Origin of the sequence: Bradyrhizobium rifense (genome assembly GCF_008123425.1) — a bacterium.
Taxonomy (GTDB): Bacteria; Pseudomonadota; Alphaproteobacteria; order Rhizobiales; family Xanthobacteraceae; genus Bradyrhizobium; species Bradyrhizobium rifense.
On sequence record NZ_VSSS01000012.1, the window covers coordinates 25692 to 47027 of the forward strand.

18 protein-coding genes are annotated in these 21336 nt (G+C 63.1%); 8 read left to right on the forward strand and 10 right to left on the reverse strand.

All coding sequences use genetic code 11. The annotated features are described in order from the left end of the window. Positions 1-227 precede the first annotated feature (227 nt). Together FXB40_RS05655 and FXB40_RS05660 are read left to right on the forward strand one after the other, a co-directional pair. Positions 228-1925 (forward strand): hypothetical protein, encoded by a 1698-nt coding sequence (locus tag FXB40_RS05655; protein ID WP_148771222.1) that lies wholly within the window; start codon positions 228-230, stop codon positions 1923-1925. Positions 1926-1990: 65 nt separating this feature from the next. Beyond that, positions 1991-2899, forward strand: coding sequence for a PhzF family phenazine biosynthesis protein (locus tag FXB40_RS05660; RefSeq protein ID WP_148771223.1), 909 nt, complete (start codon positions 1991-1993; stop codon positions 2897-2899). A gap of 34 nt (positions 2900-2933) precedes the next feature. Here the strand turns inward: FXB40_RS05660 and FXB40_RS05665 are convergent, their stop codons facing one another. Continuing rightward, entirely contained in the window at positions 2934-3890 is a 957-nt protein-coding gene (locus FXB40_RS05665; RefSeq protein ID WP_187436684.1) for a LysR family transcriptional regulator, read from the reverse strand. Between the two features lie 169 nt (positions 3891-4059). Continuing rightward, entirely contained in the window at positions 4060-4200 is a 141-nt protein-coding gene (locus tag FXB40_RS47695) for a hypothetical protein (RefSeq protein ID WP_187436685.1), read from the reverse strand. Between the two features lie 305 nt (positions 4201-4505). Here FXB40_RS47695 and FXB40_RS05670 point away from each other — a divergent pair, with 305 nt between their 5' ends. Then, complete coding sequence (locus FXB40_RS05670; RefSeq protein ID WP_148771225.1) at positions 4506-4928, forward strand: DoxX family protein; 423 nt, start codon at positions 4506-4508, stop codon at positions 4926-4928. A gap of 108 nt (positions 4929-5036) precedes the next feature. Here the strand turns inward: FXB40_RS05670 and FXB40_RS05675 are convergent, their stop codons facing one another. Continuing rightward, positions 5037-5552: an Lrp/AsnC family transcriptional regulator gene (locus FXB40_RS05675; protein ID WP_148771226.1), complete on the reverse strand. Its 516-nt coding sequence runs from the start codon at positions 5550-5552 to the stop codon at positions 5037-5039. Between the two features lie 158 nt (positions 5553-5710). On the opposite strand from FXB40_RS05675, the gene megL reads away from it, so the two are divergent. Next, positions 5711-6910, forward strand: a complete 1200-nt coding sequence (gene megL, locus FXB40_RS05680) for a methionine gamma-lyase (protein WP_148771227.1) — start codon at positions 5711-5713, stop codon at positions 6908-6910. An 82-nt stretch (positions 6911-6992) separates the two neighbouring features. Here megL and FXB40_RS05685 read toward each other — a convergent pair whose 3' ends face one another. Together FXB40_RS05685 and FXB40_RS05690 are read right to left on the reverse strand one after the other, a co-directional pair. After that, positions 6993-8030 (reverse strand): thermonuclease family protein, encoded by a 1038-nt coding sequence (locus tag FXB40_RS05685; protein ID WP_148771228.1) that lies wholly within the window; start codon positions 8028-8030, stop codon positions 6993-6995. 187 nt (positions 8031-8217) lie between these two features. After that, on the reverse strand, positions 8218-8529 hold the full coding sequence (locus tag FXB40_RS05690) for an ArsR/SmtB family transcription factor (protein ID WP_148771229.1): 312 nt from the start codon (positions 8527-8529) through the stop codon (positions 8218-8220). Positions 8530-8624: 95 nt separating this feature from the next. Between FXB40_RS05690 and FXB40_RS05695 the strand changes: the two genes are divergently transcribed. Further along, complete coding sequence (locus tag FXB40_RS05695) at positions 8625-9377, forward strand: SDR family NAD(P)-dependent oxidoreductase (protein ID WP_148771230.1); 753 nt, start codon at positions 8625-8627, stop codon at positions 9375-9377. Between the two features lie 245 nt (positions 9378-9622). On the opposite strand, the gene FXB40_RS05700 is transcribed toward FXB40_RS05695, so the two are convergent. Then, positions 9623-10123, reverse strand: a complete 501-nt coding sequence (locus FXB40_RS05700) for a hypothetical protein (protein ID WP_148771231.1) — start codon at positions 10121-10123, stop codon at positions 9623-9625. 305 nt (positions 10124-10428) lie between these two features. Here FXB40_RS05700 and FXB40_RS05705 point away from each other — a divergent pair, with 305 nt between their 5' ends. The 3 genes from FXB40_RS05705 to FXB40_RS05715 all read left to right on the forward strand — a co-directional run bounded on the left by FXB40_RS05705 (position 10429) and on the right by FXB40_RS05715 (position 15504). Beyond that, on the forward strand, positions 10429-13476 hold the full coding sequence (locus FXB40_RS05705; protein WP_148771232.1) for an ATP-binding protein: 3048 nt from the start codon (positions 10429-10431) through the stop codon (positions 13474-13476). A 271-nt stretch (positions 13477-13747) separates the two neighbouring features. Then, entirely contained in the window at positions 13748-14968 is a 1221-nt protein-coding gene (locus FXB40_RS05710) for an OpgC domain-containing protein (RefSeq protein ID WP_148771233.1), read from the forward strand. 41 nt (positions 14969-15009) lie between these two features. Next, positions 15010-15504, forward strand: a complete 495-nt coding sequence (locus FXB40_RS05715) for a DUF2059 domain-containing protein (protein ID WP_148771234.1) — start codon at positions 15010-15012, stop codon at positions 15502-15504. A 9-nt stretch (positions 15505-15513) separates the two neighbouring features. Here FXB40_RS05715 and FXB40_RS05720 read toward each other — a convergent pair whose 3' ends face one another. The 4 genes from FXB40_RS05720 to FXB40_RS05735 form a co-directional block, all read right to left on the reverse strand. Beyond that, positions 15514-17010: a sugar ABC transporter ATP-binding protein gene (locus FXB40_RS05720; protein WP_148771235.1), complete on the reverse strand. Its 1497-nt coding sequence runs from the start codon at positions 17008-17010 to the stop codon at positions 15514-15516. Next, the gene (locus FXB40_RS05725; protein ID WP_187436686.1) at positions 17007-18104 is read right to left on the reverse strand and encodes a hypothetical protein; all 1098 of its coding nucleotides are present in this window, start codon (positions 18102-18104) and stop codon (positions 17007-17009) included. The genes FXB40_RS05720 and FXB40_RS05725 overlap by 4 nt, the downstream gene beginning before the upstream one ends. After that, positions 18101-20224: an ABC transporter permease gene (locus tag FXB40_RS05730; RefSeq protein WP_148771237.1), complete on the reverse strand. Its 2124-nt coding sequence runs from the start codon at positions 20222-20224 to the stop codon at positions 18101-18103. The genes FXB40_RS05725 and FXB40_RS05730 overlap by 4 nt, the downstream gene beginning before the upstream one ends. 78 nt (positions 20225-20302) lie before the next feature. Continuing rightward, entirely contained in the window at positions 20303-21319 is a 1017-nt protein-coding gene (locus FXB40_RS05735) for a sugar ABC transporter substrate-binding protein (protein ID WP_148771238.1), read from the reverse strand. Positions 21320-21336 lie beyond the last annotated feature (17 nt).

Below are 21336 nucleotides of genomic sequence, written 5' to 3' on the forward strand. Positions count from 1 at the left end.
CGACCTGGAAGGCAACGAGATCCACCAAATATCTGTGACCGACAGCCGGGAAAGCGCGCGTCAAGGGCACCTCCTGTTGTCGAATTGATTCAATAACACTCCAGGCTGACGAACACCGAACGCGTTCACGCCTTGGTCATTGCTTTTTCAAATATGCAATTTAAGGTAGCGCGTATTCCGCCTGCAGTCAACGAACACCTGGCGGTGCGCCGAGGAAGGACACTGCGATGATTTGCTTCTCCAAAAAATTTCTCACATCTGTTTTCAACGTCACGACGGCCATCGCTGCGGCCGCAACGCTCGCGTTACCGGCAGTCGCGCACGCACAGGCGACGCCGCCCTATCTTGCGTCGTTTCCCGGTTTCGCACCTGCACTGACGCCGGACATGCCCGGCGATGTCGACATCGCATTGAAGCAGCGGTTAGAGCGGGCCCAGGAATTTTCCAAGGTGCAGCGTGAGTTCGACCTCAATGCCTGGCAGATGTTCCTCGCGCTCAACTGGCCGACGAACGACCAGGGACAGTCCGCACCGCGCATCGAAGACACCGGATTCGGGCCGCCGCACTGGACCCTGTGGCACGATTCGAGCTCGATCTTCCAAGCCAAGGGCGCCGTCCCGGAATCCTGCGGCAAGCCGCCGCAACAGCGGCAGTTCGTGCTGTCGCGAAATCTCGCCGCACCCGTGAGCGCGGGCCTGCCGGCGTTCCGGGGCCCGAACGAGGCCAGCGTCGCCTCGCGCTCGACGCGCTTCCTCGGCGTCATCTCGGCGGTCGGCGAGCTCAACGTGTCCAAGCTTGGCGGCGACATTCAGCAGGCCTTCACCGGGCCCTTGATCGACCAGAACGGAAACTTCGTGTTCTACGAGATCATGATAGATCCGAACGAGGTCAATTACCTCTGCGACAACAAGCTCTACAACATCAACGGTCAGGTGGCGTTTTCGACGAGCGGCGGCAAGGTCGACATGCCGACCGGCCATCCGCAGCAGAACTGGAGCGGCTCGTTCGAACTGAAGCTCGCCTGGAAGGTGATCGGCGGCACCGGCGACCACAAGGACGATCCGAGCCGCTTCTTCACCCAGCGCGCCGAGATCATCGATCAGGGCGATGACGGCAAGCCGGTCAAGAAGACGGTTGAGGTTGGGCTCGTCGGCATGCACATCGGTCACAAGAGCGAGACCTCGCCGCAATGGATCTGGGCCACCTTCGAACAAATCGACAATCTCGACGTCGACCAGGTGGCGCATCCCAATCTGCATCCTTCCTTCTTCGATCCCGGCTGCCCGCTCTGCACCGTCAATGTTCAGCCGCAGACGGACCCGAACACGCGGCTGTATCCGCGGACGCCGGTGCAGGCCTCGCGCACGATTCCGATTCCTGCCGACAAGGTGGCATTGAATCGCGAGGCGCAGGCCGTGCTCGCGAAGCTCGGATCGGTTTGGCAATATTACCAGCTGGTCGACACGCAATGGCCGACCGCGCCGTCATCCAAGCCCTCCGCCTGGAATAGCGGACTGAGCCAGGCCGTGAGCAACAAGCCGGGTGGTCAGCCGACCCCGGTCTTTCTGACGAACATCACGATGGAGACCTACTTCCAGTCCGGCAACCAGCCGGCCTGCAATCAGGAAGAAAATGTTCCGAGCACCGTGACTTGCCCGCCGGACTATCCGTCGGTGCCCCCGGGCGGCGCGATTGCGGCCTATACGCCGGATCCGCCGATCTGGACGACGCCGCTCAACAACGGTGGCGCCGCCAAGCCTGGAATCTCGACACAGATCATGGCAACCGAAAGCTGCATGGGGTGCCATTCTTCGGCTGGCATCGTGACCGCTTACGATCCGCAGACGGGAGCCAAGAAGACGGCAGGCCAGTTGTCGGCCGACTTCTCCTGGCTCCTGTCGAAAAAGGCACAATTTGCGCCGTAGGGCCGGTTCCGGTACGAAAGTGGCCCGCTTGAAGCGGGCCATTTTTGTTTTGGGGCCGCTATCCGATGACCGAGGTCGAGCTTGTCAACGTGTTCACTCACATGGGGCGGGGCGGCAACCCCTGTCCAATTGTCATCGATGCATCGAACCTTCCTGCCGCGGCGATGCAGTCGGTGGCTCAGCATTTTGGGCATGAGTCGGGCTTCGTCCTGCCGTCACCGGGACTCGACTCTGACTATTCCTTCCGGTTCTGGGTTCCGCGACACGAGATGGAGATGTGCGGTCACGCGACGATCGGCGCGCTCTGGGTCCTCGCGACCAAGGGGCGCTTGCCCGCTGAACAGGTCCGCATCGAGACGCGCAGTGGATCGGTGACGGGCTATGTCGATCGTGCGGGCTCGGGCGATCCGTCCGTCGAGATCAGCCAGCCGGTCGGAAAGGTCGTTGATCTCTCGCGCGCCGATGAGGAGGATATTCTGTCGACGCTCAAGCTATCGCGCCGCGATCTGCTCGACCTGCCCATCCAGAACGCCGTCACCTCGCGCGTGAAGACGCTCATCCCGATGAAGGGCGTGCGCGAGCTCAACGCGCTAGTGCCGGATCCGTCACCGATCGAGGCGTGCTGTGGACGGATCGGATCCACGGGACTTTATCCTTACGCCATCGACCACCAGGGCGAACGGCGTTTCGAGGCGCGGCAGTTTCCGAAATCGTCGGGCTACCCGGAAGATGCTGCCACCGGCATCGCCGCCGCGGCGCTGGCGTTCGGGCTGCTCAGGAACGGCCTTGTCGACCGCAATAGCGAGCGGATCACCGTCATGCAGGGGCGGGCCATGGATGCCTTGTCCGAAATCCGCGTGCGCTTCGGCTTTGCCGGCGAGAGGCCTGTCGGTTGTCTTCTTGGAGGCTCCGTGACGCTCGTGGAGTCGCGCGTCCTGCAACTTGAGGACGCGAGGCCCGCGGCTGATTCATGACGGCGCGCCAGCCTTGAGCCTTCAAACCTGGCCTTCAGACCTGAGCCTTCAGCGCGGTAGCGAGAAAATCGATCGTGGCGCGAACGCCGGGCAGCATGCCGCGCCGGGACGGAAACACCAGATGGATGATGCCGTCCTTGGCGCTCCAGTCCGGCAGAATGCGGACCAGCAGTCCATCGCGGAGCGCATCCTGACATTGAATTTCGGGCAGCAGGGCCACGCCGATCCCGGCTTGGGCTGCCTGGATGAGAATGGCAAAGTCACCGGCCGAGACTTTCGGCTCGACCGCGATCGAGGCCTTTTGCCCGCGGGGGCCTGAAAGCTCCCATGTGCGCGGGCCGGGCATTTCCGTTGCATCGAGCAGCGGCAGCCGCGAAAGGTCGGTCGCCTCTTTGGGCGCTCCATGTTCGCTGAGGAGGGCGGCGTTCGCGACCAGGATCCTCCGGCTGATCCCGATCTTGCGCATTTGCATCTCGCTGTCGGTATCGAGGCTTTCCCGGATGCGAATGGCGACGTCGACCTGCTCTTCGATCAGGTTGATGGGCCGGTTGGTGATGAGGAACTGGGTCCTGAGGCGCGGATATTTCGTGAAAAGCTCGGGCAGTCGTGGCGCAAGCGCCCTCTGGACGCCGACGGGGCAACCGATGCGGACGAGGCCCTGAGGTTCGGATTTCATCCGCAAGGCGACTTCATCGACGGCGTCTGCGGCGTCGACCACGGTTTGCGCGTACCGATAAACGTCCCGCCCGACCGCCGTGATGCTCAGGCGGCGCGTCGAGCGCTCGATCAGGCGAACGCCCAACTGCTCCTCCAGGAGCGCGACGTGGCGGCTGATCCTGGACTTCGGCAAGCCGAGTGCGCGGGCCGCTGCCGAAAACCCCTCGTGCTTGACCACAGCCGCGAAGAAGTAGAGATCGTTGAAGTCCCGCATGAAGGGCGCCGCCGGATCGATTCCTCCCGCGTTCGGCGGGATCAGGGCATTCATCCGCATCATAATTCCTCCCGGCTTTCAACGCCGAATCGCTGCTGTCGACCGGAAAGCGGGTCGAAAGCCATCCAATGGAAATCCCGGTGATCGGTCGCATCGGCGTCTCCGCCTGATGTCCATGGCCATGACGCCCGCGGCAAGAATCGCCCCAAGCATCGCGCCAAGTCGCGCTTCAGAGCTCATCGTCCACGCAGGTCTTCGGCGTGGCGATGTCGCCGTCGTCTCCGTCGTCGTCCCGCGGCACCGGTGTCAGACAGGCGTGCTGGAAGCTCCGCAGCGTTGCGATCAGTTTGATTTTCAACATGTCGAACATGATCCGTCTCCTTCGATGAGCCGGTTATAGAGACGCTTGATCCGCCGCATTAGCCGGCGCGGGTCGGACGGAGCGTTCCATTGGCTGAACGACGTCGGGCAGGGCCCCCGATAGCTGGCGATCGTTCACCAGATGGAACGATCCGTCTGAAATTGACCGACTAATCGCCAGACCGGTTCAGGCCGATAACAGCGGGGAAGCGAACGCCGACAGGGTTCGCGACCGGCGAGGCCAAGGCCTGTCAAGGCTTTCGAAGTCAAGGCTTGGCTCGCCGAAATTCAATCATTCGAGCAAGGATCACGATCATGAGCTACACCCGTTATCTTCCCTTCGCCGGCCGTCTTCTGATCGGCCTCCCGTTTGCCATGAGCGGCCTCGGCAAGCTGGGCGCCTATGCGGGGACCACGGCCCTCATCGCCTCGGCCGGACTGCCGCTTCCGCCGCTCGCTTTTGCCGTGGCTGTCGCCGTCGAGCTCGGCGGTGGCCTGCTGCTGATCGCCGGCTACCAGGCCCGCGCTGTGGGACTTGCACTCGCCGTGTTCTCGATCGCGACCGCTGTTGCGTTCCACAGCAACTTCGCCGATCAGAACCAGATGATTCACTTCCTGAAGAACGTGATGATGGCGGGCGGATTGCTCCAGATCGCGGCCTTCGGCGCCGGTGCTCTCAGCATCGACAACCGCGCGAAGGGCACGGCGTCTTACGCCGGGGCAACGGTTACCGGCTAAGCCAATCTGACCGGTCTTGGTAGCAAATGGCCCGCATTGTGCGGGCCATTTTTGTTTTGAGGATGCGAGTCCTGACGTCATCGCGAGGTATGCTCGAGTCTGAGGATATCATCTCAGCGAACGGAAGACGGGGAGCTCGTAGCGCCGCCTGGCGTCGAAAATGATCGACGTCTCGATGCGCGTGACGCCTGGCCGGATCGTGAACTGATCGAGAGCAAGATCCTTGAGGTGCTGGGTGTCGTGGACCACGACATGAACAACCAGATCGTAGCGCCCGGAGACGAGGAAGGCTGACCTCACTTCGGGCACGCTGACAATGTCGTCCAAGAACTGGTCGACGATGCCCCGGTTGTGTTTCGAGAGCTCGATCATCAGCAGGGCTTCGAGCCCGATGCCGAGCGCCTTGGGGTTCACTTCGACATGAGTGCCCCAGAGGATGCCGGTCTCACGCATCCGTCTGACCCGCTCATGCGTGGTGGAGGGTGCAAGGCCGATTTCGGCGGCGATCTCTTTGACCGAGAGCCGGGCGTTATTCTGCAAAAGGCGCAAAATGCCGACGTCAATTCGGTCGAGGTCGGGGACCTGAGCGATATCCCATGATTCATTCGGTCGATCTTTATCCATGCCGATGTAATATCAGCATAATGTCGAATTTGGCAGATTAATTATGGCTGAGGGGGGGGCCGATCGCCGCTTGTTTGACGGACACAGCCGCGGCGAGCCGGACAGCTCGCGGGGCGGCTGGCAGCCGCATTGCGCGCTCCGAGCCGGGAAGGATTGTGATGTCACGACGTAACGAACAACAGGGGTTCGCCACCAGATCGATCCATTTCGGATACGATCCTCTCGACTACCACGGCGCTCTGAACCCGCCCGTCTTCCTGACATCGACATACGCCTTCGACAAAACGGAGTCCGGCAGCGCGCGTTTTGCCGGCGAAGCACAGGGATACATCTACGGTCGCGTCGGCAACCCGACGGCCAATGTCCTGGAGACCCGTCTCGCCGCGCTGGAAGAGGGTGAAGCCGGCCTTGCGACGTCATCGGGCATGGGGGCGCTGACAGCGGTCATCTGGACGCTCGCCAGGACCGGGGACGAGATCATTGCCGACAAGACGCTTTATGGCTGCACCTTCGCCCTGCTTCACCATCAACTCGGGCGATTCGGAATCACCACGCGCTTTGTGGATATGACTGACGCGAGCAATGTTGCGGCTGCGATCGGCCCGAAGACGCGACTGGTCATCACGGAAACGCCGTCCAATCCGAACATGCGCGTCGTCGACATCGCCGCCATTTCCGAAATCACCGCCGGGCACGGAGCGTTGTTCGTCGTCGACAACACCTACTGCACACCCTATCTGCAGCGACCTCTGACGCTCGGTGCCGATATCGTCGTTCATTCGGCGACGAAATATCTCGGCGGCCACGGCGACCTGCTGGCGGGCGTCGTCGTCTCGCGCAAGGAGCTGGTCGACCAGTTTCGTTTCATCGGTATCAAGGAAATGAACGGCGCATGCATTTCCGCGCTGGATGCATTCCTTGTTCTTCGGGGCCTCAAGACCCTGTCGCTGCGAATGGATCGCCATTGCGCGACCGCCGAACGATTGGCCCACGACCTCGAGAGCCATCCTGCGGTCGCGCGCGTTTTCTTTCCCGGCCTGTCCAGCCATCCTCAGCATGCTCTCGCGACCCGGCAAATGAAGGCCTATGGCGGCATGATCGCGATGGAACTCAAGGGCGGGCTCGCCGCCGGCAAGGCGTTCATGGATGCGACGGCCTTGGTGACCCGTGCGGTCAGCCTCGGGGACGCCGAGACCCTGGTTCAGCATCCCGCCAGCATGACGCACGCGACATACGCGCCCGAAGAACGTGCCAGGCACGGATTCACCGATGGGCTCATCCGCTTGTCGGTCGGCCTGGAGGATTACGAGGATTTGCGTAGCGATATCTTCGGCGCTCTCTCTAGGATCGAGCAATAGAATAGTTCAGGCTAGCTGATCGATCTGCTTCGGTCCATTCAGCAGCTTCGAGATACGGCGGCCTCAACGGCCTGGTTCAGGCTCAGAACCCCGTAATCACCTTCCCATCCGCCCCCACCAGCGTCGACGGCGCTTCGCCGAACACCAGCCCGTCCGGCTGAAACTTGATCGTCTTGCCGCCCTCGACGAACTCGGCAAAATTCCTTGGTGTTGCCGAGTGCACGCCGTTGGTCAGGAAATCGTCGATCTCGTAGCAGGTATCGGGCTTGCCGCCGGAGCCTTCGCCCAGAAACTTCTGGAAATTCTGGCTCGTCACCTTGGCCTTCTTGCGCGCCGACCAGTTGGTCTGGCGGCGGAAGAGTTTTGGCAGGATCACCGGGCCCTTGTCGGTCGCGAGCACGTCGGTCTCGTTCCTCTTGGGCTCGCGCAGGTCGAAGTCGAAGGCGGGGATGGCTTTGGCGAGGTTCTTCCAGACCGGCAGCTTCTTGGTGCGCGTGGTCTTGGTCAACGCGAGGAAGGCCTTGATCTCGTCGTCGTTCATCGAGGAGTAGAACGTCGGATAGGCAAAGCCCTGCTCGACCAGCCAGTGGTTGATGTCGACCGTTTTGTTCGCAACGGTGACCTCGATGTCGCCGACCATCCGCCCATAGGTGTCGAACACCTCGTTCGGCGTATCGACGTGGGTGAACACCCGGCAGGCGAGTGTTGCCTCGCCTGTGTCGCTGAGGAAATCATGCAGCGCCTTGGTCGACGTCGCGCCGAGGAATTGCCGGTAGGAATGCGTGACCTCGTGATAGGCCTGCCGCTTGGCGTCGGTGAGGCCCTTCTTTTCGGCTGGCGACAGCGGCGACGGCATATAGTGCAGCTCGGGCGCGTCGATGCCCTGGAGGCGGATGGTAAGCTTGCCGTTCTTGATCGGCGCCGTGTTGGTCCGCCCCTTGACCTTGGCGTTGTCGAAAACGTGGGTCGGCTGGAACGGCGATGAATCGTTCTTGCGGAAACGGATCGCGTCCGGGGCGACGTTCACCACGACCTTGGTGGTGTCGGCATCCGATCGCCCCTCCGGCCAGAACTGGCTGACCTCGATCGTGCCTTCGACCTCGAGCAATCCAACCGGCATCGGCCGCTCCTCCCATGAGCCTGCGGCCGCAAGGCGACTCGCAGGCAATGAAACGGAGCGGACCATCTTCGTACGACAGGCCCATGACGGAAGAAGGTGCGGAGACACACCGCCGCAGTGCTGGCTTGGCCCGCTTCCAACCCCGCAACAAGAAGCGCAAGCTTTGACCAAGAGCAGACGAACGCGCTCAGTCAGGAAAGCTCAGGATCATTTTTAACAGTTTTGGAAATCGTGCATTGATGTCCTCCTCGCGCACGACATTGCGGTGCTGGACACCCTGCTTTGACGTCCGGATCAGGCCGGCCTCCCGCAGAATGCGAAAATGGTTCGATAGTGTCGATTTCGCCATGTCAGGGCAAGGCGCCGCCTCGGTGCACGACATGCAAGCGCTCTGAGCGACCAGGCTTTTGACGATACGCAGCCGCATGGGATCCGCGAGGGCTCCGAGCACTCCGGCCAGCGTAATCTCATCCCGCGATGGGTGAACGAACTGCACCATGCCCAAAATATAGCATGCCCCTTGTAGTCGTTCAATAGTTCACTAGTATTGAACTATTGAATATCGGCATCCCGCCGAACAACGGAAGACATGCGATGACCAAGAGACTCGAAGGCAAAGTTGCGCTCGTGACCGGCGCATCCAAAGGCATTGGTGCCGAAATCGCCACTCGGCTCGCGGCGGAGGGTGCGGCGGTCGCCGTCAACTACAGCAGCAGCAAGCAGGCTGCCGACCGCGTGGTCGCCGCCATCGTCGAGAAGGGTGGCAAAGCCGTCGCCGTCCACGGCAACCTGGCCGATGCCAAAAACGTAAAAGGCGTGGTCGCGGAGACTGTGAAGGCGTTCGGTCCGATCGACATCCTCGTCAACAATGCGGGCGTTTACGAGTTCGCGCCGCTCGAGGCCATCACGCCTGAGCATTTCCACAAGCATTTCGATCTCAATGTGCTCGGTCTTCTCTTGATCTCGGGGGAGGCGGTGCAGCACTTCAATCCCAAGGGCGGAAGCATCATCAACATCAGCTCCGGCGTATCGACCATCGCGCCGGCGAACACCGCGGTCTACACCGCGACGAAAGCATCGGTCGATGCGATCTCCTCGGTGCTGTCGAAGGAGCTTGCGCCGCGCAAGATCCGCGTCAACGCCGTCAATCCGGGCATGATCGCCACCGAAGGCGTCGTGTCCGCCGGCCTGCACGAGGGCGACATGCGCAACTGGATCGAATCCGCCACTCCGCTCGGCCGCATCGGCAAGGTCGAGGAGATCGCCGCCGCGGTGGCCTTCTTCGCGTCGGACGACGCGTCCTACATCACGGGCGAGACGCTTCACGTCACCGGAGGCCTTCGCTGACGAAGCGTGTGCTTTGGCGGGACTTCACCCGTTCCGATGAGAAGATGGCCTGCCTCGCGCGGGCCATTTTTATTTGGCGCAAGCCAATGGAACTACGAAACTACGGTGACGGGAGAAGGTACGGAGACACACCGCCGCAGCGCTGGCTTGGCCCGCTTCTAACCCACGCAACAAAAAGCGCGAGCCGGCAAAGTGCCGGCCCGCGCCGTTCAGATCAGAAGATGCTGTTGCGATCTAGCCCAAGCTCAAGCCTTCGCCGGCTTATGCGGACAGACCATCGTCAGATTGAGCAGCGTCGGCGTCTTGCTGTCGCCCTCGTACTCCCACTCCAGCCGAATCTCGTGCCGGTCGGCGTTACGGTCGGTCGGCTCGTGCGTGATGATGTTGGTCTTCATCGGAATCGGCGGCTCCGCGTTGAAGCACTTGCGGACGCAGGCATCGAGCAGCGCGCATCGGGTCAGCGGAACGACCTTGGGTTCGTCCTTGGACAGCGGGGTGGTGTTCGGCTGGTTGGTGAGGTCGAGACGGGCGCGGCCCTTCTCCTTCTGCCAGTGCTTCGCGCTGCCCTGCGGCCACTTGCTCTTCGGCGTCAAAATTAGGTGATACTGGCCGTATTCCAGCGTCGGCAGGTGGATGTTTTCCGATGCTTTGAGCTTTTTGACGCTCTTCTTCATGTTCTCCAAAGGAAAGTAATTCGCATTCATCAGATCCTTAAATGGCCGGCCCGTATAAACTCGCATGCCCATATGTTTGCCCCTCAATGAGTCCCTTGGCTTCCCCGGGAAATATGCCGCTCTGCGAAACTTGCCGGCTGGAACGAGAGCCTGGCAGCCCACGATTCGCAGCCTCTTTTCCGCGCGACATTCATGAGGCTACCACCAGAGACTGTGAATCGTCCAGATTGTCACCCGCTTTGGCAGCTCTCCGCCGGGGATGGAGCGCCTGCCCTGTTACTAGGCGTTGCTAAGCAAGGTTCGATCAGCGATCTTGTTGCGATCCGCGCGCGGGAGCCCGATCGACAGTGCCTTTGGAATCACTTGAGAGCGCGGGAATGCATTGCGCTGCATGTCAGTCGACACTCGCCCCAGGCGACAGCCGGTGCCCTAAATGCGGCGCGGCGGTTCGGCGGGCGGATCCGGACAGCGAACGCCGATTCGTCACGATCCTCCGCGCCGACGTGATCGATTCCACCGGCCTCGTCGCCGAGCTCGATCCGGAGGCAGCGGTCTCGCGCCTGGAGCCGGCGCTGGCCGCCATGCGCGGCGCGGTCCGACAATTCGGCGGCATCGTCAGCAAGGAGCTGGGCGACGGGCTTGCCGCGGTGTTCGGTGCCCCGATCGCGGACGACAACCATGCGCCGCTGGCGTGCCATGCCGCGATCGAGCTGGTCCGGCGCGTTGCCAGCCTCGGTGATCCCGCCCTTCAGGTCCGGGTCGGCCTGCACTCCGGCCACGTCGTTGCCTACATGGTCGCCAGCGAATTCTCCAAGGTCTACGAGATCGGCGGCGCCGCCCAGCATCTGGCCGCGCGGCTGGAGCAGGAGGCCGAGGCGAACCAGATCTACGTCTCGGAAGCCTGTCAAAATCTCGCCGACGGGCATGTCCGGTTCGAGCATCTGGGCGGCAAATCGCTGCGCGGCTTCAGCCAGCCCGTGCCGGTCTACCGGATCGTGGGTGCCAGCGATCTGTCGAGCTGGCGGGTCCGGCGCGCCCGCAGCGTCTCCCGATTCGTCGATCGTACCACCGAGCGAGCCCTGCTGGACCGCGCGGCCGGGCAGGCCAGGGCCAGCCGGCAGACCGTCCTGCTGCTCGGCGATGCCGGCATCGGCAAATCACGGCTGGGGCACGAGTTCGCCCAGAAGCTCAGGGCCGAGGGCTGGCGGCTGATCGACGCCGAGTGCAGCCCGAATCTCCAGGGCGCTCCCTTCAGCACGCTCAAGCGAATCCTGCTGTCGGCCATGGACGCAGCCGCAAGGGACCCCGGCAATCCCGGCGACCCCCTGAAGGACCTGACCGCGATCCAGCAGAGCGCCCTCGACGCGGTGCTCGATGTGCCGATCGCGAACCCGCAATGGGACGAGCTCGAGCCTCATGCCCGCGGGCGCGTGATCTCCGATGCGAGCTGCGCCGTCATCCGGAGCCTGGCCAGTCGCCAGCCGACGGTCCTCCTGTTGGAGGATCTGCACTGGATCGACCGGGCCAGCGACGTCGTCGTGGCCGCCATTGCCTCGCTGGCGGCGCCCGATCTTCTCGTGCTGTTCACCTCCCGCCCGAACGGCATGCCGGTCTGGATCGCGCGCTGCCACGCCGAGGTCGTCGCGATGCGGCCGCTCGACGACGATTCGGGACTGGCAATGCTGTCCGACATGCTCGGATCATCCGAGACGAATGCCGATCTGAAGAGCCGGATCATCTCCCATACCGCCAACGTACCGCTGTTCATCGAGGAGGTTTGCCGGGGCTTGAAGGACAGCGGTACCTTGCGTGGCGAGTGGGGCGACCTCGCATTGGTGCGCCCGATCGACGAGCTCGGTATTCCCACCAGCATTCAGGGCGTGATCGCGGCGCGCCTCGACCGCGTGTCGAAGCAGGAGCGGTCCGTCTTGCAGGTCGCGGCCGCGCTGGGGTCGCGGTCGAGCGAGGCCATGCTGCGGAAGATTGCGATCCTGCCGGAAGATGCCCTGCGCGGCTGCCTCGTCTCGCTCGATCGCGCCGAGCTGCTGGTCCGGATCGACAGCGAATTGGAAGATTCGCTGGAGTTCCGCCACGAGATGGTCCGTCAGGTCACCTACGATTCGATGGTCGAAAAGGTGCGCGAGGATATCCACGCCCGCATTCTTGCCGCACTCGAAGGCACCGAGGCTGAGGATTCCGACAAGCTCTGCTATCACGCCACGCGGGCCAAGGATTGGGACAAGGCGTTCGCTTACGGCCGGGCCTCGGCGCGAAAATGCCTGGCGCGATCCGCCTTCACCGATGCTGCGGACTATTTCGAGACCGCGATGCGATCGCTGGATATGACGCCGGTGACCCCCACGCGGGAAGCGAGCGCTGTGGATATTCGCATCGAGGCCCGCGCGGCGTTCATTGCATCCGGCCACCTCTCCGAATGGCTGAACCTCGGCAAGGAAGCCGAGCGTCGCGCCGATGCAATCAACGACATCGGTCGGAAGGTGGCGGCGATGACGGTCATGGCGGCAGCGCAGAATTTCTATGGCTCGCCGGCCGAAGCGGTCGCGCTCAACGAGGAAGTCGTGGGCCTCGCAGAGCAATCGGACAGCTCGGGCTGGCTCAACGCCGCGCAATACGGCCTCGGTCAGGTGTACTTCCTCGCCGGCCGCTATCGCGAGGCGGACGGTTTGTTCGCACGAACCCGCGCCCAATTGATGGGGCCGGAGGCGAGTGCGCCCTTCGGGACGACAGCGAAATACGCGTTGCTGCTTTGCTGCATGATGGGCAGCATCAATCACACCGTCATGGGCGACCTGGACGCCGCCGAACAGGTCCAGCGACACGCCGACGCGATCGCGGATGAAACCAACCGCCCCTATGACCGCGTCGCAGCGGCCTATAGCGGCGGCTGGCTGAAGCTGGGCCGGGGCGATCTCGCGGCAGGCGTGGCGATCCTCGAACAGGGTTTCGTGCTCGCGCAAAAGCACGGCATCCGGCTGTTCGTGCCGGTGCTCGCCTGCCATCTCGGCATCGCCTATCTGGAGCAGGGCCTGTTCGACCGGGCGCGCGGCATGCTGGCCGAGGCGCGCGAAGAGGCCCGCAGCGTCGGCTACACCTCGGCGGTGCTGCGCTCGTCGATCTACCTGGCTTTGGCGACCAACCAGCTCGGCGATGCCCAGGCGGCCCAGAACATGCTGCGCGAGGCGCGCAACACCGCGCGCCAGCAGGGTTTTTCCGGCCTCGAGGCCGAGGCCCTGTTCGGCGAGGCCGTGGTGACGCCGCCATCGAACGAGGAGAACCGGACCATCATCCTCTCCGCGCTGCGCGCCGCGATCGCGATCGCCTCCGAGAGCGGTGCGAAGCCGCTGCTGCAGAAGGCCGAGGCGATGCTGAACGGCATGCTCGCCGCGGGCGATCAGCTGACCTGAGCCGCGGTCGCGAGGCCTTTCGTTTTTGCCCGACGGGTCAACCAGGTTTCGCAGGCGGCGCAAGCACTTAGCTACTGTGCATGGGGTTGTTTTCGCAGTCCTTTGTTGAGAGGCCGGCGCGTCGTCATGACAAAGTCCCTTGCGCGGACCTCAAGGTCGGCTACCGTTCGGTTCTAGTCGCCGGATCAGGTGACGATTTGATTGATCTATTTTAGCATCCGAATTCATCGGCGCCGCGACGGCGCGACGCCCACCGGACCGAGGCGGGGCCATGACCATACGGGACCAGCAAGCTCTCTTGGCTCCGGTCGAGCGCGATTTGCGGCTCGACCTCTTCCGCGGCATCGGCCTGTGGATGATCTTCCTCGATCACATCCCGCACGACGTCGTGGCCTGGCTGACCTTGCGCAATTACGGTTTCAGCGATGCTGCCGAGTTCTTCGTCTTCATCTCCGGCTACCTGGTCGGCTGGATCTACGGGCCGATCGTCGCCGGCGGCTGGTTCCTCGCCGCGCTGAAGCGGCTGTGGCGGCGCGCGGCGGAAATGTATGTCGCCCACATCATGCTGTTCCTGCTGTTCACGGCGCAGATCGCCCGCACGATCAGGAGGTTCGACAACCCGATGTATGCGGACGAATTCAACGTTCACAGTTTTCTCGACCATCCGGACATCCTGATCGGGCAGGCGCTGTCGCTGCGCTATAAGCCGGTCAATCTCGACGTGCTGCCGCTCTACATCACGCTGGTGCTCGCAGCGCCCTTCATCATTTGGTGCCTGGTGCGCCGGCCGAACCTGACACTTGCTGCCTCCGCGGTGCTCTATGTGCTGTCGCGCTGGTTCGACTGGAACATCGCTTCCTATCCGCCGGGCACGACCTGGTACTTCAATCCGTTCTGCTGGCAGCTCATGTTCGTCGTCGCCGCGTGGTGCGGCGTCGGCCAGATCGAGAAGATCGCCAAATGGGTCTGGTCGAAGCCGGTGATGGGCCTGGCGGCGGCATGGATTGCGTTCGCCCTCCTGATCGTGATGACATGGCACATTCACGCGCTCGAGGCCCTGATCCCGAAATGGATGATCAAGGCGATCTATCCGATCGACAAGACCGACCTCGACATGCTGCGCTTCACGCATTTCCTGGCGCTCGGGATCTGGGTGACCTATTTCGTCCCGCGCCACTGGAAGGCATTGCATTTGAAATGGCTGCGCCCGGTCATCCTGTGCGGCCAGCACTCGCTCCCGATCTTTTGCCTCAGCGTGTTCCTGTCGTTCTCGGCGCATTGGATCCTGATGCAATACACAAGGGGCGTCTGGGAGCAGCTCGCCGTCTCCTTCGCCGGCTTCGCCATCATGGTCGGCGCCGCGTGGCTGCTCGACCGCGCCGAGCGGGTGCCCAGCCTCTTCGTCAAGGTGACCGATGTCGACGACGAGCCGGAGCCTAGCGCCGAAGGCGCAACGGTAAAGGTCATCGCCGCAGCTCCCGTTAGCCGCTGAGGGCCCATCGCGTCGCGCGGGCGATTTTTCAGGGGATATCCATGTCGAGACTCTTGTTGACGATGGCCGGCGCCCTTCTGCTCCTCATCTGCAACGCATCGGCGCAGGCGCAGGCGCCGTCGCCCGAGGCGATGGATGCTGCGCGAAAACTCGTCACCACGCTGAAGATCGCGGATCAGTATCGCGCGGCTCTCCCGCAGCTCATGCTCAAACTGAGACCCGTGGTCGCCCAGGACAGGCCGGAGATCGAGCACGATTATGATGCGATGACCGCGCCGGGCTCCGACATCTACGCACCGTTCGCCGCTGCCATGATCGACCAGATCGCCGCCCTCTATGCCGCCAGCTTCACCGTGGAAGAGCTGCGCCAGATCGAGGCATTCTATGTCCAGCCGGCCGGCCGGAAGCTTTTGGAGAAATCGGATGCGCTGGCCCAAGCGAGTGCACAGATCGGCCAGGACGCGAATCAGAAGGCCGTCGACGAACTAAAGCAGCGCCTCACCGAGGCGTTGCGCCAGAAGGGGCGCAAGCCGTAGGCGCTGCCTCTAGTGAATCGCCGCGTACATGATCTTCTCTTCCGTCGCCTCCAGCGCCGAAAACTCTTCCACGACCTTGCCCTGACGTGAAACCAGGATGCGGTCGGAGAGCGCCATGATCTCGGGCAGATAGGATGAGATGACCACGACCGCCTTACCCTCGTTGGCGAGCCGGTTGATCAGTTCGTGAATCTCAACGATGGCGCCGACGTCGACGCCGCGGGTCGGCTCGTCGAAGATGATCAGGTCCGGCTCCTGCACCAGCGATTTGGCGATCACGACTTTCTGCTGGTTGCCGCCGGACAGCTCGACCACCTTGCCATCGTTACCGATGGCGCGAACCTTCAGCTTTTCGATCCAGGTCTTGCCGACTGTGTCGTTTTCCCGCCGCGACAGCATCATCCGGCCCTTGGGAAACTTCGACAGCAGGCCGAGATAGATGTTGCGCGCGATCGAGGATGTCTCGAAGAAACCCTCGACCTTGCGATCCTCGGTGACATAGGCGATGCCAGCCTTGACCGCCGGTGCCGGCACCCGGTAGCGCACCGGCTGGTCGTGCAGCAGGATTTCGCCGCCGTGGAAGAAGTCGCGCTTGAGCACGCCGGCGACGATCTTGAAGGTCTCGGTGCGGCCCGCGCCGACGAGGCCGAACACGCCGGTGATCTGTCCGGCGAACACCGACAGCGAATTGTTCTTCACCATCGGCGCCATCTTCAAATTCTGCACCGTGAGCACGCGCGCGCCAGCCGGCCGCACGCTGCTTTTGCGCGCGCCATAGAGCGTGTTGGAGAGGTCGCGCCCGACCATGGCCTGCACGATCGCGGCGCGGTCGAACTTGGCGACATCGTCGGTCACGACGTGCTTGCCGTCGCGCAGCACCGTGATGCGGTCGGCCAGCAGCAGCGCTTCTTCCAGCGCATGCGAGATGAAGACGATCGAGACGCCGCGCTTCTTGAGATCGCGGACGAGGTCGAAGAAGTATTTCTTTTCTTCCGGCGTCAGCGATGCGGTCGGTTCGTCGAAGATGATGACCTTGGCGCGGTGCAGGACCGCGCGTGCGATTTCGACCATCTGCTTCTTGGCCGCGCCAAGGCCGCCGACGGTTGCGGTCGGCGTGACGTCGAAATTGAGCGACTGCAAAAACTGCTGCGCGGCGATGTAGATGCCGCGCAGGCGGTTGTAAAACTTCTCCTGCCCGAGAAACAGGTTCTGCGCGACCGTCATGGTCGGCACCAGGCTGTTCTCCTGGAACACCATGGCGATGCCGAGATTGCGCGCCTCCAATGGCGTCTTGGGCGCGACATCGGCGCCATCGACCGTCATGGTCCCCGAGGTCAGCGTCACCACGCCCGCCATGACCTTGGTGAGGGTGGACTTGCCGGCACCGTTCTCGCCGACCAATGCGTGGATCTCGCCGCGGCGGAGGTCGAAGTCGACCCCGTCGATGGCAGGCACGCCGGCGTAGAGTTTTGTCGCCTTGCGCAGCGAGAGTGCAATGTCGCTCATGGGCGAAACTCCTCGGCAAGGCCGGCAAGGGGCAATCGCAGGACTCGGCCGGGCCCCTTGGCAATCAGGACGAGGTCGCCGCCCATCTCGATGGCGGCGACGACGCCGTGATTGAAGCCGTCGACCCGGCTGTGCAGCGAATAGAGCGGCTGGCCGTCCGCATCGAGGCGGATGACGAGGCCGTAGGAGCGAGGCGGCGCCCACGGCTTGATGACACCCATGGTCTTGATATGCGCGCCCTGCATCGGCTCCTTGAAAGAGCGCCCGGAGCGCAGGCGCGGCGCGACCCAATAGGCCGGATCGATCTCGACCATCATGCGGCGTCGATATCCGGGCTCGCGCAACACGAACTCGACGAGCTGGGTCCGTGCGGTGAAGGCGGTGAGCCAGTAACCGCCGCCTGAGGCCTTCGACAGCCGCGACGGGTAGACGGGAAGGTGAGCGAGTACGACCTTCGGCGATGCGCCGGGCGAGACGAGAACGAGGCGATGACGCCAGCTCTCGCTGACCAGCATGCCATTCCCATGTCCGCAAGCGCCGAAGGCATAGCCGAACCCCTGGGCCAATCGTGTCACGGCTTTGCTGCCGGGATCGAGCTTGAACACGCGGCCGGTCCGATTGAGCTCCAGCAGGTCCCGTGCCCAATCGTCGATGCCGCATGTCGTCGAGCCGTCCGTTGCAATCAGCGTGTTATCGTCCGCGAGCGCCAGCGCATTGATGGCGTTGAACGTAGCATCGGTGAAGGTCCCGCTGGGTTGCTCGGCCGAGGGGCTTGCGTACACACGCACCTCGCGTCCGCCGAGTGCGACGGCAAGGCCGCCGCCGGGAAGGGCACAGAGCGCCGATATCGGCTGCTCGAAGCTGCGCACCTCCGATGCCGTGCCGCCGTTCAGGCACATTAGCCGCCGGCCGTCGGCGATGAAGAGGTTGCTTCCATCGGTGGCGAGATCTTCCGGCGCCTCGCATGTCAGCAAGGTCTCGGCCGATTCCAGCTTCTGGTTGGGCTTCAATGCGCCGTCGAAGGACGGCACGGTGATAGTGGCGTCGCCGCGCCCGAGAAAGCGGTTGGCGAAATCTCTGACGGCAGCGATCACGACTGCTTCCCCCAACGCTTGTCATACTGGACGAAGTTCGGATCGGCGTTGTCGAGCTTGTAGCGACCGATCCTGTTGTTGAGGATGCCGCCGAGATAAAGATAACCGCGATGCTCGCGCATCGAGGTGATCATCGGATGGTTCTCGCCGTGCAGATCCCAGAACGATTCGACGATCTTGCCCTGCTCGTTGAACTTGACCACGCAGCCGGTGTTGATGTTGGGGAACAGCCATTCGTCGACCGGCACGCGCTTGGCCATGCGACGGCGGAAGCCCGGCATCTTCCAGGCGAGGTCGAGCGAGGGGCTGCGCATGCCGACCAGCGCCAGCCAGTAATTGCCGTCGGAGGCGAGGTTGATGTTGTCGGGGTAGCCCGGCAGATTGTCCATGACGATTTCGACCGCGCCCTTCTTGGCGCCTGCGAACCAGTAGCGCTTGATCGAGCAGCCAAAGGTTTCGGCAAACAGGATCGACTGGCCGTCGCTGGCGACGCAGATGCCGTTGGGGAATTTGAGGCCGCGCAGCTCGGTGCGTGTCGTGCCGGTCTTGGTGTCGTAGGAAATGATGCGGCCGTTGCCGCGCGCTTCCAGGCCGTCGATCGGCCATTCGTCCATCTCGTAACGGACAGTCGCTTCCGAAAAGAAGATCAGCCCGTCGTCGGTGATGTCGAGGTCGTCGGCAAGCCGCAGCCGGCTGTCGTCGTTGACCGAGCGCATGCTGCGGTTGGTCTCGTCGGTCGCCTTTTCCACGGTGCCTTCAGGCTTGATGCGATAAAGCCCCATGCCGCCGATGCAGACGTAGAGATTGTCCTCGCGGTCGAAGGCCATGCCGAGCGGCTGGCCGCCGATATGGGCGAATACCTCCATTTTCTGGTAGTCGGGCGCGAGGAAACGCATGATGTCGCCGTGGCGCGAGCCGGCATAGAGATTGTCATGGCGATCGAGGATGACGTCTTCCGGCGCCTCGATGCGGCCAAGGCCGATCGCCTCGACGACACGCAGCTTGTCGTTCTGCTCGAACGGCCCGCCTTGACCGATCTCGGTCGGCGGCGGTGGCGGCAATTCGTGATAGGTCGGCGCGACATAGACCTTGCTGATGATGCGGGTCCGGTTCTTCTGCCAGCGGATGTCGACCATCGCGGCGACGAGCAGGATGCCGGCGAGCGCCATGCGGTTGACGCCGCCGCGCGCGTTCATGGTTGTGAGACCGTTGGTGATCAAGAGCACGATCAGCACACCGACCGCCGATTTGGCGACCGAGCCCTTGCCGCCGCCGAGCGTAATGCCGCCGAGCACGGTCGCGGTCAGTACGATCACCTCAAGGCCGACGCCGATGTCACCGCCGACGGTGCCGAGCCGGGAGGCGAAGAACAGCGCGCCGACGCTGGTCAGCACGCCACTTGCGACGTAGCAGAGCGCGATCGTGCGGCGGACGGGAATGCCGGAATTGTACGCCGAGCGGCGCGAGCCGCCGATCGCGGTGATGTGCCAGCCCGGCCGCAGCCGCGTCATGAAGATGTGGCCGAAGATCGCGATGACGATATAGGCCAGCGCCACGGTGGGGATGCCGAAGACAGAACCGGCGCCGATGAAATCCCAGGACGGGATGTCGGGGAACGCCGACGCGATCGCGTTGGAATAGCGCTGGATCAGGAGATCGTAGGCCGAGCGATAAATGATCAGCGTGATCAGCGTGGTGATGAAGGCGCGCAGCCGCAGATATCCGACCAGGATGCCGTTGACGGCGCCGAGCATCGCGCCGCAGAGCAACGTCGCGACCACCACGGCCGGAACCGGCCAGCCCAGCACGTCGAGCAGATAGAGCGCGCAGAAATCCGTCAGCGCGAAGATCGAACCGACGGACAGATCGATGCCGCCGACGATAACGACCAGCGCAAGCCCGAGCGCGATGAAGCCGATCTCGCCGGCCTGGCGCGCGGTGTCGGCGAGGCTCGCCGGCGACAGGAAGTTGTCGATGGATCGGCTGAACGCGAAGCCAACGATCAGGAGAAGGATGACCGGAATGGCCGTTTCGGTCCATCGCTTGGACAGAATTTCGCCGAGCAGATGATCCGGCCAGTAGCGGTAACGCAGGCTTGTAATTGTGTCGCGCATCAGCATTCCAGCAGGGCATGAAAACTATCGGGAGCGTAGTCCCCGGGCTTTGATGGCCCGGGGATCACGAGCGTCAGCGTCGGACTATTTCTTGAGGTCGCTGAGATTCCAGCAGGCCGTCTGGCTGTCGGCGTTCTCCTTGGTGATCGGAATCAGCGTGGTGTATTCCGAGCCCTTGATCGAGCCGGGCTTGGCGCCCGACGACAGCAGGAATTTGATCGTGCCGGCCATCTGAGCCGCCTGGGTCGGCACGTCGTAGCTCATGTTGAGGTCGAACGCGCCGGACTTGACCAGCTCGCAGGCGCCCTTGCGCTCGCCACCGCCTGATGTCGCGAGGAACACCTTTCCGGTGAGACCTGCTTCCTTGACCGCGGCTGCGGTGCCGATGTCCATGCCGTCCCAGAAGCCGACGATGCCGCAGAGATCGGGATTCTGCTTCAACACGGTTTGGGTGATCGCCTTGGCCTTGGCGGCATCCCAGTCGGCGGCCTGGCTCGATACCACCTTGATCTCGGGATGCTTGGCGAGAACGTTTTCGACGCCCTTGAGCGTATAGGCGCTCGCGGCGGCCGACAGCGCGCCCTGGATGATGGCGATCTTGTTCGACTTGCCCTCGCAGGCCTTGACCACGCCTTCGGTCTGGCGTTCGCCGATCTCGACCCAGTTGGCGCCGACGAAGGCGGAGCTGCGATAGGCCGAGCCCATGTTGATCTGGATGACGTAGATGCCCTCGTTCTCGGCGCGCTGGAGCAATTTGGCGTAGGTCTGCACGTCCGGATTATGCACCACCATCACCGCCGGCTTCTCGGAGATCAGCGACGTGACGGCCTGCGCGCCCGCATTGGTGTTCCAATTGGCATCGCGGATCACGAACTTGACGCCGAACGGCTCGAGCTCCTTTTTCAGCCCGGCATACCAGCCCTCGGTGAGGTCGAAGTTCATTGCCACCGGCACATAGGCCACGGTCTTGCCCGCGAGCGCTTCCTTGAACGGCTTCTGGAACGGCTCGTCGAGGCCCTGCTGGGCCAGAGCCGGTCCGGTCAGTGCCGCGAGAGCCAGTGCGGCAACGATTGCCTTTGTCGGATTGCCAAGATGTTTCATTGCTTCCTCCTTGGTTG

Bases quoted from the DNA above. Each gene is read 5' to 3' on its own strand.
- FXB40_RS05655 (WP_148771222.1), top strand. From the start codon at position 228: ATGATTTGCTTCTCCAAAAAATTTCTCACATCTGTTTTCAACGTCACG.
- FXB40_RS05660 (WP_148771223.1), top strand. From the start codon at position 1,991: ATGACCGAGGTCGAGCTTGTCAACGTGTTCACTCACATGGGGCGGGGC.
- FXB40_RS05665 (WP_187436684.1), bottom strand. From the start codon at position 3,890: ATGCGGATGAATGCCCTGATCCCGCCGAACGCGGGAGGAATCGATCCG.
- FXB40_RS47695 (WP_187436685.1), bottom strand. From the start codon at position 4,200: ATGTTCGACATGTTGAAAATCAAACTGATCGCAACGCTGCGGAGCTTC.
- FXB40_RS05670 (WP_148771225.1), top strand. From the start codon at position 4,506: ATGAGCTACACCCGTTATCTTCCCTTCGCCGGCCGTCTTCTGATCGGC.
- FXB40_RS05675 (WP_148771226.1), bottom strand. From the start codon at position 5,552: ATGGATAAAGATCGACCGAATGAATCATGGGATATCGCTCAGGTCCCC.
- megL (WP_148771227.1), top strand. From the start codon at position 5,711: ATGTCACGACGTAACGAACAACAGGGGTTCGCCACCAGATCGATCCAT.
- FXB40_RS05685 (WP_148771228.1), bottom strand. From the start codon at position 8,030: ATGCCGGTTGGATTGCTCGAGGTCGAAGGCACGATCGAGGTCAGCCAG.
- FXB40_RS05690 (WP_148771229.1), bottom strand. From the start codon at position 8,529: ATGGTGCAGTTCGTTCACCCATCGCGGGATGAGATTACGCTGGCCGGA.
- FXB40_RS05695 (WP_148771230.1), top strand. From the start codon at position 8,625: ATGACCAAGAGACTCGAAGGCAAAGTTGCGCTCGTGACCGGCGCATCC.
- FXB40_RS05700 (WP_148771231.1), bottom strand. From the start codon at position 10,123: ATGGGCATGCGAGTTTATACGGGCCGGCCATTTAAGGATCTGATGAAT.
- FXB40_RS05705 (WP_148771232.1), top strand. From the start codon at position 10,429: ATGCATTGCGCTGCATGTCAGTCGACACTCGCCCCAGGCGACAGCCGG.
- FXB40_RS05710 (WP_148771233.1), top strand. From the start codon at position 13,748: ATGACCATACGGGACCAGCAAGCTCTCTTGGCTCCGGTCGAGCGCGAT.
- FXB40_RS05715 (WP_148771234.1), top strand. From the start codon at position 15,010: ATGTCGAGACTCTTGTTGACGATGGCCGGCGCCCTTCTGCTCCTCATC.
- FXB40_RS05720 (WP_148771235.1), bottom strand. From the start codon at position 17,010: ATGAGCGACATTGCACTCTCGCTGCGCAAGGCGACAAAACTCTACGCC.
- FXB40_RS05730 (WP_148771237.1), bottom strand. From the start codon at position 20,224: ATGCTGATGCGCGACACAATTACAAGCCTGCGTTACCGCTACTGGCCG.
- FXB40_RS05735 (WP_148771238.1), bottom strand. From the start codon at position 21,319: ATGAAACATCTTGGCAATCCGACAAAGGCAATCGTTGCCGCACTGGCT.